Origin of the sequence: Rhodoferax sp., assembly GCF_013297935.1 — a bacterium.
In the GTDB taxonomy this organism is placed as follows: Bacteria; Pseudomonadota; Gammaproteobacteria; order Burkholderiales; family Burkholderiaceae_C; genus Allorhodoferax.
On record NZ_JAAFIX010000006.1, the window covers coordinates 17262 to 26415 of the forward strand.

Genomic DNA, 9154 nt, shown 5'->3' on the forward strand with positions numbered 1-9154 from the left:
GGCTTTCAGAGGTGGTGAGGTCAGGTGCGCATTGTCTACGCCCCATGGCTTTGCGAGCTTCAGCTGAACAATTGCCCCCGCGCAGTTTTGGTAATCGCCACCACGCAGGGGTGGGTAATGCGTCGCTCCACCGAGACCGCAAAGAACTCTTCCACCAGCTCCTCGCTGCGGCCTATGACCTCCACGCCGAACTGCTCCACAATGTCGGCCTCCATCACCGAGGGCGCCATAAACACCCCCCGTCCTTTGCGTCCGAAGGCAGTCATGAGCGCGCCATCGTCAAACTCGCCGATGGTGCGCGGGTGCAGCTGGTGGCGGCTCAACCAACCTTCCCACTGCTGCCGCACCGAGGCCTGCGCGCCCTGGATGAGCATGGGGGCATCGTTCAGGCACTGAGGGAAGTCGCCTTGGAGGGTTTTGCGCAGCGCGGGCGCGCAAAAAAAGCTCATGGGCGTGCTGCCCAGCTCGTGGTTGAACGCTTTCACGCTCATGCGCTTGGACATAGGCTCGTCGGCAATCACCAGATCCAGCTGGTTGAGTGCCAGCTTGGCTAGCAGGTCGGGGAACTTGCCTTCGCTGCAAATCATGCGCACCGGGTCTTCCAGGTTCAGTGCGGGCTCCAGCAAACGGTAGGCCAGCGACTTGGTCACCGAGTCGGCCACGCCCACTTTGAAGTCCAGCACCCGGTTGGCACCGCGCGGCAGGCGCACCGCGTTTTCCAGCTCAGCGCCCAGGGTAAATATCTGGTCGGCATAGCCTAGGGCCATGCGGCCGTCTTCTGTGAGCTCCAGGTTACGCCCGCTTTTCTGGAAAAGCTTGCGCCCCAGCCAGTCTTCGAGCAGCTTGATCTGGCCCGATAGCGTTTGCGGCGTGGTGTGAAGCTGCTCGCCGGCACGCATGATGCCGCCGGCCTTGGCCGTAACCCAGAAATAGTGGAGGTGCTTGAAGTTCATGGGGTAGGTGTCCTACAGAAACAAAGCGAAATACTTCGAAATAATCGCAGTAAAAATTTACAAAATACGAATTTACGCGAAGCATAACCTTGCCTACAGTACACACCTATCAGTCGTTCACCAAAGGAGACCTTGTATGCGACTCAGTACCCGCGGACGTTTTGCCATCACTGCCATGATTGACCTGGCCCTGCGCGAAAGCGGCCAGCCGGTGCCCTTGCAGGACATCGCGCTCCGGCACCGGATTTCGCTGTCCTACCTCGAGCAGGTATTTGCCAAGTTGCGCCAGCACGGTCTGGTCGAGAGCACCCGTGGCCCCGGCGGCGGCTATTCCCTCGGTTTCCGGGGCGACGGCATCTCGGTGGCCGACATCATTGGCGCCATCGAAGAGAAAGAGGAGTCCAGCCGCGAGACATCGCAAAGCGCGCAGGACATGACCCGCGATCTGTGGGCAGCGTTGCAAGGTACCGTGGTCGCGCACATGCGCACCATCACCCTGCGCAGCCTGGCCGAAGAGCAGCGCGCCAAGGGCTTTGCGGTCAAAGAACGCAAGATCACCAAGAAGGGTGTGCTGCAAAAGCTCAAGCCCCAGTCGGTGGTGCGCACGACGGCGCCGAACTCGGTGTTCGCTTTGGGCCAGTCGTTCGCTTTCAACAGCGGACGCTAAGTGCCCAAAGTGCTGGTAGCGCTCATATCGTGTGCGCTACCAGCTATTAAAGTTATAGCAAATTAGCCCTGCGCCAAGGCCAGATCGTGCATCTGGCCTGCGCGCATGCCGGAGCGGCAGAACGCCAGAATCGGCTTAGGCAAGGTATCGAGTGCGTGGCGCATGGCCGCCACATCATCGGGGCCGTACGCCCCACTCACCACGGGAATATGCACATAGGCCGCGCCTGCTGCCTCTGCCGCGGCGGCAATGGTGCTGCTGGCGGGCTGCTCAGGGCCGCCTTCCATGTCGGGGCGGTTGTTGATGATGGACTTGAAGCCTTGCGCCACGGCAAAGGCTACATCAGCGGGGGTGATTTGTGCAGCGACGGCAAAGCTGTCGGTAATCGCGCGGGTTGGAATAGACATATCAATCTCCTGAAGAAAGTCGGCGCCCGGAGAAACGCTCCAGGCATTCAAAAAGCACCATGCCTGCCAGCATGGCCGCCACAAAAATGTAGACACCGGTGCCACCGATAGCCAGCGACACCACGGCCGGGCCAGGGCAGAAGCCGGCCAGTCCCCAGCCCGCGCCGAACAGCAAGCTGCCCAGCACCAGGCGGCGGTCGATGCGGCTAGCTCGGGGCCAGCGCATGGCCTGCCCCAACAGACTGCGGGCGCGGCCCTTGGCGGCGGCGAAGGCAAGCACACCCACCGCAATTCCACCGCCCATCACCAGCGCGAGGGAAGGGTCCCAGGCGCCAGCCAGATCGAGAAACGCCAGCACTTTGGCCGGGTTGGTCATTCCGGCGAGTATCAGGCCCAGGCCGAAGAGCAGGCCGGCAACAAATTCAGCCAATCGTTGTTTCCACATGGTCGACACGTCCTTCAAGCCAGCGCGTGGCGCACCAGATACACCGTCACAAAGCCCGCCGCCATGAAGCTGAGGGTGGCGACCAGCGAGCGTGGCGAACCGCGCGAGAGCCCGCACACGCCATGGCCGCTGGTGCAGCCCGCGCCGTAGCGGGTGCCAAGCCCGACCAGAAGACCGGCCAGCACGAGCACCGGCCAGCTTGCGTCAATATCAACCGGCGGCAGCGGTGCAAATCGGCTGTACACCCAGGGCGCGCACAACAGGCCCAGCACAAAGGTCAAACGCCAGAGCCAGTCGGCGCGCGGGCTCCGCAAAGCGTCGCCCACAATGCTGCTGATACCCAGTACCCGGCCGTTGAGTAACAAAAACAAGGCGGTGGCAACGCCGAGCACCAGCCCGCCGGCCAGCGCGCTCCAGGGGGTAAAGGCAGACCAAGCGATGTTCATGCGCGCACCTCCTGGGGCTGGCAAAACTGCGCGTACAGCACTTCGAGCAAGGCCAGCACCTGGGGGTTGGCAATGCAGTAATAAATGGACTTGCCGTCCCGGCGGGTGCTGACCAGCCCTTCTTCGCGCAGCACGCCGAGCTGTTGCGACAGCGTGGGCTGCAGCACGCCGACGTGCTCCTCCAGCTCGCCCACCCGCATTTCACCCTGCGCCAACTGGCACAAGAGCAACAAACGGTCGGGGTTGGAGAGGGCTTTCATCATCCGGCAGGCGCTGTCCGCGGAGGCGCGCAGCATCGCCAGGCCGGGGGCAGTGGGGGAGGTCATTTCAACGGACATGGGCAGACTCGGGGTGGACAAGAGACGTCATTCTATTGACTAACAATATATAAATCAATAAACTGTATGTAACTTAAGTGTTTCCGACAGAAAGTTATCGATGCAAGCTCCTCTCGTTCAAGCGTTTTTTGATCCGGCGACCTGGACCGTCAGCTATGTTGTCAGTGATCCGGCCACGCAGCAGTGCGCGATCATCGACCCCGTGTTGGACTTCGATGCCAAGTCCGGCCGCACCAGCACGGCGTCGGCGCAAAAGCTGATCGACTATGTGCGGGCGCAGGGGCTGGAGGTGGCTTGGATTCTCGAAACCCACGCCCATGCAGACCACCTGTCGTCGGCCCACTACCTGCGCGGCAAGTTGGGTGGCAGGTTGGCGGTGGGCGCCCGCATTACCCAGGTGCAAAAGGTCTTCAAAGGCATATTCCACTTGGAACCGGCCTTCCAGGCCGACGGTAGCCAGTTCGACGTGTTGCTGGAAGACCAGCAGACCTTGCCTCTGGGCACTCTCGAACTGCAGGCGCTGTCGGTGCCCGGCCACACGCCCGCCTGCATGGCCTACCAGGTGGGCGACGCGGTCTTTGTCGGTGACACCTTGTTCATGCCCGATGTGGGCACGGCGCGGTGTGACTTTCCGGGGGGCGATGCGCACCAGCTCTACCGCAGCGTGCAGCGCTTGCTGGCCCTGCCTGATGCCACCCGCCTATTCATGTGCCACGACTACCCGCCCGAAGGCCGCGAGCCGGTGTGGGAGGCCTCGGTGGCGCAGCAGCGCGCAGCCAATATTCATGTGCACGCCGGGGTGAGTGAAGAAGCGTTTGTTGCCATGCGCCAGGCACGGGACGCCACATTGGCCATGCCCAACCTGATTCTCCCGTCGGTGCAAATCAACATCCGCGCAGGCGCCATGCCGCCGCCGGAGGCCAACGGTGTGGCCTACCTCAAGATTCCGCTCAACGCGTTGTAGGTCGATTACTCCGACACTAGGCTGCGCAACATCCAAGCGGTCTTTTCGTGCAGGTCAATGCGCTGGGTCAGCACATCGGCGGTGGGCTGGTCGTTGGCGGCGTCTACCACCGGAAACAGCTTGCGCGCAGTGCGGGCAGTTGCTTCCTGGGCCGCCAGCAGGTGGTGAATCATCTGGGTGGCGTTGGGCACGCCTTCCACCTCTTTGATGCTGGCGAGTTTCACGAACTCTTTGTAGGTGCCCGGTGCCGGAAAGCCCAGCGAGCGGATGCGCTCCGCAATGATGTCCAGCGCCGCCCACTGCTCGGTGTACTGGGCCATGAACATCGCGTGCAGGCTGTTGAACTGCGGGCCGGTCACGTTCCAGTGGAAGTTGTGTGTCATCAGGTACAGGGTGTAGCTGTCGGCCAGCAGACCCGAGAGGCCGTCGGCAATTTTTTTGCGGTCGCGGTCGTTGATGCCGATGTCGATTGCCACTTTCTTCACCAATGCTTTTGCCATAACCGGGTTCTCCTTCGAAGTGATGTGTGTCAGGGTGGTAATCAGTCTACCAATTGGGTCCACGATCCGGCGTTCAACACGCGGGCGAAGCCATTTTTCTTTAAAAGCAGCAAGGCCATAGCGCTGCGCGTTCCACTGGCGCAGCACACGACGACGGGCTGGCTTCGCGGAATTTCCGACAGGCGCGCGCCTAACTGCTGCAAAGGAATGTTGATGGTGCCGGGGGCATGGGCTTGTAGGTACTCCTGGGCGGAGCGCACGTCGACCAAGGTCGCGCCTTGTTGTTTCAGGCCGGGCAATCCGGCTTTGACGCGCTGCGCGCTCCACCACCGGTACGCGAACCAGGCGAGCAATACAGCAAACGGGGCATAGGGTTCGAGCTGAGACAAGGTATTCATGAGGACAGGGTTGGGGTGAAGGCGTGGGATGCATCCGGATGACAACGCTCCGGCAACGCAGCCACATTCAGTAAAAACTCATCGCGGGACGCATTCCCGAAGTACGGGTTCAACCTCCGTTGGTCTGACAGGCTGGTAACGGACGCTACATCTTGTGCATGTCCCGAAAAAAGCAGTGTCTCCGGCGGGTGATTCAACAGGGCCCGGCGGCTGTCCCACAACTGCTCTGGTTGCAGAGCGAAGGGTTGGTACGGGCATTGGGCCACGTCGACCAGGCCGCCGCAGTACAGCCGGTCTCTCCACTGAAAGCTCAGGCAGTGGGCCGTGTGGCCCGGGGTATGGAGGGCGACGACCCATTCTGTACCGAAGTGAAAGCGCTCCCCGTCGCGGGGTGCATAGGCTCCATCGCGCGGGTCGCCTTGGACGATAGGTGCCCCCCAAGCGAGCAGAGCATTCCATTCACCCACTTTGCGGCTGTCGTGGTGGTGTGTGCGCAAAATCCAGCGCAGGGTGAGCTGATGCTCTGAAAGCAATGCCCGCATGAGCGCAGAGTCCGGGGCGCGGGGGTCAATCAGGACAGCCTCTCTCCGGCGCATGTCCGCCAGCAGGTAGCTCACCTCGCCACTGGCTTCGTCGCGGAGGTTGCGGATGTACACCTCAGCCTCCCCAGCGCAACCACGCAGCCAATACGCAGCCGAAGGCGCACGCCCAGCCTGAAAAGATGACTCTCCAGACCAGGTGGTTCGGAATGAAGCCAACCCCCCTCACCAGGCCGGCGCTCATGGCCCAGAAAAGGGTAAACGCCAGGGTGTGGTCCGCCTTGCCGGCGTGGTCGGCAAAGATGAGTGGGTAGATGGTTCCCGCGCCCATGATTGCAAGTGCTGTCATCAAACTGGGCAGCTGCAGGCTTGCGGAGACGCTGTTCTCCGCTTCAATCGGTTCTTGTTTCACCGGTGTGAGTCCTTGCGCGCTTCTGCACGCGATGCTTCGCTTTCTCCCCACATGGCGTTGAGAATTGCCAGGAGCACTGCAAAGCCGACACCTAATACCCAAGCGAAATACCACATAGCAAACCTTTCGCAGCGCAGCGCTGCCTCGATGGAAAAAATCCAGAACCCCCGCGATGCGGACTAGTACGCCGCATGGTCGTTCTCGCGGATGTAGGCGGCGGTGACCTTGCCCCGCATCACGCTGTAAGCCCAAGAGGTGTAGCCGATGATGAGGGGCATAAAAATCATGGTCGCCCAGAACATCAGGCCCAGTGTCAGGTGGCTGGAGGCGCTGTCCCACACCGTCAGGCTGGCTGCGGGCATGGAGCTGGACGGCATGATGAACGGGAACATGGATGCGCCTGCAGTACCGATGACCCCTGTCAGTGACAACGACGAGGTGACAAAGGCGGTCAAGGTGAAGCCAATGCGCAGCAGCAAGGCGGTGAGAAGCGCACCCGCAACGCCCAAGGCCGGCAAGAGCCAGAGTAGCGGCCAGAGCGTGTAGTTCGACATCCACGCCCCCGCTTCGCGGACCACGGTTTTGGACAAGGGGTCAGGCAGCGCATTCATGTCGATTGCCGACGTGATGCGGTAGCCCTCCATGCTCTGTAGCCACACTCCTGCGGCAACGAAGGCGAGGACCATCACCACGGCAGCGGCGCTGGCCGCCTTGATCGTCCGAGCCTGGATCACGCCTTCCGTGCGGTGCGCCAGATAGGCGCCCCCCTGCATGGTGATCATGGCGCTGCTCACCACCCCAGACAGCAAGGCAAAGGGGTTGAGCAGTTCCCAGAAGCTACCGGTGTAGGTGGAGATCAGGTATTGGTCAAACTGAAATGGCACGCCTTGCAGCAAATTGCCAAAGGCCACGCCGAAGATGAGCGGTGGAACCGACCCACCCACGAACAGGCCCCAGTCCCATGTGCTTCGCCAAGTGGCGTTGTGAATCTTGCTCCGGTAGTCAAATCCGACAGGTCTGAAAAACAAGGCCCACAACACGATCAACATGGCCCAATAAAAGCCGCTGAACGCCGTGGCATAGACCAGAGGCCAGGCCGCGAAAATGGCACCACCCCCGGTGATGAACCAGACCTGGTTGCCGTCCCAATGCGGGCCGACGGTGTTGATGACCACGCGGCGCTCCACATCGTCCCGGCCCACAAAGGGGAGTAGGGTGCCTACGCCCATGTCATGGCCATCCATGATGGCAAAGCCCACCAACAGCACTCCGACCAGGAGCCACCAGATGATCTTCAGGGTTGCATAGTCAAACATTGTGTTTCCTCTCAGGCGTGTGCCACGTGGTGGTGCGGGGCTTCATGGGCATAGCGTCCGGTGCCCAGGCTCCCGGGACCCATGCGGGCGAACTTAACCATCAGGTACATCTCCACGATCAGGAGCACGGTGTAGAAACCGATGAAGCCCGCCAGTGAACCGTAGAGACTGTTCACGCTCAAGGTGGACACGCTCAGGTGTGTGGGCAATACCCCGTAAATGGTCCATGGCTGGCGACCGTATTCCGCGACGAACCAGCCCAGCTCACAGGCGATCCAGGGTGCAGGCAGCATCCAGAGGGCGGACTTGAGCAACCATGTTTTCTGCATGCAGGCCGACTTCAGCGTGCTCCAGAATGCCAGCGCAAACAGCAACAGCATGGCAAAGCCCAGACCCACCATGGCCCGGAACGCCCAAAACATCGGGGTCACACGGGGCACGGTGTCGTTCACGGCTTTTTCAATAATGTCCGGTGTGGCGGTGTTCACATCGACCACGTATTTTTTGAGTAGCAGCCCGAAGCCCAAATCTGCTTTATGACGCTCGAAGACCTGTTTGGCGACAGCGTCTTCCCGGTTCGCGCGCAATGCATCTAAAGCATTGACAGCAACGATTCCTTGGTAAATGCGCTCCCGATTTTTGGCCTTGATCTCATGAATCCCGGGAATCTCTTTCGTGAGAGAGCGGGTGCCAATGAGGCCCATGACCCAGGGAATTTCGACTTCCCAGTCGTTGCGCTGTTCCGTTTCGTTGATGTCGGCGATCAAGGTCAAGCCTGCCGGTGCCGGCTTGGTTTCCCACATGGCTTCAATGGCGGCCATTTTGGTTTGTTGTGCTTCGCCTACGGTGTAACCTGACTCGTCACCCAGCACGATCACGCTCATCACAGAGGCCAGCCCGAAGGCTGCCGCAACCCGGAAGCTGCGCTTGGCGAATTCGATATCGCGCTTTTTCAGCAGATACCAACTGGAGATAGACAACACGAACATGGCCCCGGTGACGTAACCTGCCGATACGGTGTGTACGAATTTGGCTTGCGCGTCCGGGTTGAACAAAATGGCCCAGAAGTCAGTCATCTCCATGCGCATGGTCTGGTAGCTGAACTCTGCACCCACCGGGTTTTGCATCCAACCATTGGCGATCAAAATCCACAAGGCCGAGAGGTTGGTGCCGACCGCCATCAGGGTCGTTACCAAAAGGTGTTGCGTCCTGCTCAGCCGGTCCCAGCCGAAGAAAAACAGGCCGATCATGGTGGACTCGAGAAAAAAGGCCATCAGCCCTTCGATAGCCAAGGGGGCGCCGAAGATGTCACCCACGTAATGGGAGTAATAGGCCCAGTTGGTGCCGAACTGAAACTCCAGGGTGATGCCGGTGGTCACGCCAAGTGCGAAATTGATACCGAAGAGCTTGCCCCAAAAGCGGGTCATGTCTTTCCAGATCACATTGCCGGTCATGACGAACACGCTCTCCATAATCACCAGCAACCAGACCATGCCAACGGTCAGCGGGACAAATAGAAAGTGGTACATCGCCGTGGCTGCAAATTGCAGCCGGGACAAGTCCACCAGTTGTTCAGAAATCATGGTCGGGTTCCTTTGGCCCCTGCCGGGGCCGGTGCGAGAAATTGGCTTGCAACGCTGTTGCCGTCTACGGTTACCCGTTGGTCACGGACAAAAAACCACCACAAGGCCACCAGAACGGCGAGCTTGACGAGCAGCACTATGGTGAGTTTCCGAAGGAGTTTTTTGTCGAGAAGGTTCATGGCGAGC

General features: G+C 60.5%; 15 protein-coding genes. 2 read left to right on the forward strand and 13 right to left on the reverse strand.

Annotated features, from left to right (window positions below):
* Window positions 1-59: 59 nt before the first annotated feature.
* Window positions 60-953, reverse strand: coding sequence for a transcriptional activator NhaR (nhaR, locus tag QZW03_RS10055; RefSeq protein ID WP_296509871.1), 894 nt, complete (start codon window positions 951-953; stop codon window positions 60-62).
* Between the two features lie 136 nt (window positions 954-1089).
* Here nhaR and QZW03_RS10060 point away from each other — a divergent pair, with 136 nt between their 5' ends.
* Entirely contained in the window at window positions 1090-1620 is a 531-nt protein-coding gene (locus QZW03_RS10060) for an Rrf2 family transcriptional regulator (RefSeq protein WP_296509872.1), read from the forward strand.
* Between the two features lie 62 nt (window positions 1621-1682).
* On the opposite strand, the gene QZW03_RS10065 is transcribed toward QZW03_RS10060, so the two are convergent.
* The 4 genes from QZW03_RS10065 to QZW03_RS10080 are packed head-to-tail and all read right to left on the reverse strand — an operon-like array spanning window position 1683 to window position 3256.
* Complete coding sequence (locus tag QZW03_RS10065) at window positions 1683-2027, reverse strand: TIGR01244 family sulfur transferase (protein ID WP_296509873.1); 345 nt, start codon at window positions 2025-2027, stop codon at window positions 1683-1685.
* Between the two features lies 1 nt (window position 2028).
* Window positions 2029-2472: a YeeE/YedE family protein gene (locus QZW03_RS10070; RefSeq protein ID WP_296509874.1), complete on the reverse strand. Its 444-nt coding sequence runs from the start codon at window positions 2470-2472 to the stop codon at window positions 2029-2031.
* Window positions 2473-2486: 14 nt separating this feature from the next.
* Window positions 2487-2918 (reverse strand): YeeE/YedE thiosulfate transporter family protein, encoded by a 432-nt coding sequence (locus QZW03_RS10075; RefSeq protein ID WP_296509875.1) that lies wholly within the window; start codon window positions 2916-2918, stop codon window positions 2487-2489.
* Window positions 2915-3256 (reverse strand): metalloregulator ArsR/SmtB family transcription factor, encoded by a 342-nt coding sequence (locus QZW03_RS10080; protein ID WP_296509876.1) that lies wholly within the window; start codon window positions 3254-3256, stop codon window positions 2915-2917. The genes QZW03_RS10075 and QZW03_RS10080 overlap by 4 nt, the downstream gene beginning before the upstream one ends.
* A gap of 100 nt (window positions 3257-3356) precedes the next feature.
* Between QZW03_RS10080 and QZW03_RS10085 the strand changes: the two genes are divergently transcribed.
* Window positions 3357-4220 carry an MBL fold metallo-hydrolase gene (locus tag QZW03_RS10085; RefSeq protein WP_296509877.1) on the forward strand — a complete coding sequence of 288 codons (864 nt, stop codon included), beginning with the start codon at window positions 3357-3359 and terminating at the stop codon, window positions 4218-4220.
* Window positions 4221-4225: 5 nt separating this feature from the next.
* Here QZW03_RS10085 and QZW03_RS10090 read toward each other — a convergent pair whose 3' ends face one another.
* The 8 genes from QZW03_RS10090 to cydP all read right to left on the reverse strand — a co-directional run bounded on the left by QZW03_RS10090 (window position 4226) and on the right by cydP (window position 9147).
* The gene (locus tag QZW03_RS10090; RefSeq protein WP_296509878.1) at window positions 4226-4720 is read right to left on the reverse strand and encodes a Dps family protein; all 495 of its coding nucleotides are present in this window, start codon (window positions 4718-4720) and stop codon (window positions 4226-4228) included.
* A gap of 41 nt (window positions 4721-4761) precedes the next feature.
* Window positions 4762-5118: a rhodanese-like domain-containing protein gene (locus QZW03_RS10095; RefSeq protein ID WP_296509879.1), complete on the reverse strand. Its 357-nt coding sequence runs from the start codon at window positions 5116-5118 to the stop codon at window positions 4762-4764.
* Window positions 5115-5774: a hypothetical protein gene (locus tag QZW03_RS10100; RefSeq protein ID WP_296509880.1), complete on the reverse strand. Its 660-nt coding sequence runs from the start codon at window positions 5772-5774 to the stop codon at window positions 5115-5117. Before QZW03_RS10100 ends, QZW03_RS10095 begins: the two co-directional genes overlap by 4 nt.
* Window position 5775: 1 nt before the next feature.
* Window positions 5776-6069 (reverse strand): cyd operon YbgE family protein, encoded by a 294-nt coding sequence (locus tag QZW03_RS10105; RefSeq protein ID WP_296509881.1) that lies wholly within the window; start codon window positions 6067-6069, stop codon window positions 5776-5778.
* Window positions 6066-6185 (reverse strand): cytochrome bd-I oxidase subunit CydX, encoded by a 120-nt coding sequence (gene cydX, locus QZW03_RS10110; protein ID WP_296509882.1) that lies wholly within the window; start codon window positions 6183-6185, stop codon window positions 6066-6068. The genes QZW03_RS10105 and cydX overlap by 4 nt, the downstream gene beginning before the upstream one ends.
* A 63-nt stretch (window positions 6186-6248) precedes the next feature.
* Window positions 6249-7385, reverse strand: coding sequence for a cytochrome d ubiquinol oxidase subunit II (gene cydB / locus QZW03_RS10115; protein ID WP_296509883.1), 1137 nt, complete (start codon window positions 7383-7385; stop codon window positions 6249-6251).
* A gap of 11 nt (window positions 7386-7396) precedes the next feature.
* A complete protein-coding gene (locus QZW03_RS10120) occupies window positions 7397-8968 on the reverse strand; it encodes a cytochrome ubiquinol oxidase subunit I (protein WP_296509884.1) in 1572 nt (523 codons plus the stop codon).
* On the reverse strand, window positions 8965-9147 hold the full coding sequence (gene cydP, locus QZW03_RS10125) for a cytochrome oxidase putative small subunit CydP (protein WP_296509885.1): 183 nt from the start codon (window positions 9145-9147) through the stop codon (window positions 8965-8967). Before cydP ends, QZW03_RS10120 begins: the two co-directional genes overlap by 4 nt.
* Window positions 9148-9154: the final 7 nt, after the last annotated feature.

What these genes read in the sequence shown, in the direction of transcription:
- QZW03_RS10085 (WP_296509877.1), top strand. Translation starts at nt 3,357, where the DNA reads ATGCAAGCTCCTCTCGTTCAAGCGTTTTTTGATCCGGCGACCTGGACC.
- nhaR (WP_296509871.1), bottom strand. Translation starts at nt 953, where the DNA reads ATGAACTTCAAGCACCTCCACTATTTCTGGGTTACGGCCAAGGCCGGC.
- cydX (WP_296509882.1), bottom strand. Translation starts at nt 6,185, where the DNA reads ATGTGGTATTTCGCTTGGGTATTAGGTGTCGGCTTTGCAGTGCTCCTG.
- QZW03_RS10090 (WP_296509878.1), bottom strand. Translation starts at nt 4,720, where the DNA reads ATGGCAAAAGCATTGGTGAAGAAAGTGGCAATCGACATCGGCATCAAC.
- QZW03_RS10120 (WP_296509884.1), bottom strand. Translation starts at nt 8,968, where the DNA reads ATGATTTCTGAACAACTGGTGGACTTGTCCCGGCTGCAATTTGCAGCC.
- QZW03_RS10070 (WP_296509874.1), bottom strand. Translation starts at nt 2,472, where the DNA reads ATGTGGAAACAACGATTGGCTGAATTTGTTGCCGGCCTGCTCTTCGGC.
- QZW03_RS10060 (WP_296509872.1), top strand. Translation starts at nt 1,090, where the DNA reads ATGCGACTCAGTACCCGCGGACGTTTTGCCATCACTGCCATGATTGAC.
- cydB (WP_296509883.1), bottom strand. Translation starts at nt 7,385, where the DNA reads ATGTTTGACTATGCAACCCTGAAGATCATCTGGTGGCTCCTGGTCGGA.
- QZW03_RS10080 (WP_296509876.1), bottom strand. Translation starts at nt 3,256, where the DNA reads ATGTCCGTTGAAATGACCTCCCCCACTGCCCCCGGCCTGGCGATGCTG.
- cydP (WP_296509885.1), bottom strand. Translation starts at nt 9,147, where the DNA reads ATGAACCTTCTCGACAAAAAACTCCTTCGGAAACTCACCATAGTGCTG.
- QZW03_RS10095 (WP_296509879.1), bottom strand. Translation starts at nt 5,118, where the DNA reads ATGAATACCTTGTCTCAGCTCGAACCCTATGCCCCGTTTGCTGTATTG.
- QZW03_RS10065 (WP_296509873.1), bottom strand. Translation starts at nt 2,027, where the DNA reads ATGTCTATTCCAACCCGCGCGATTACCGACAGCTTTGCCGTCGCTGCA.
- QZW03_RS10075 (WP_296509875.1), bottom strand. Translation starts at nt 2,918, where the DNA reads ATGAACATCGCTTGGTCTGCCTTTACCCCCTGGAGCGCGCTGGCCGGC.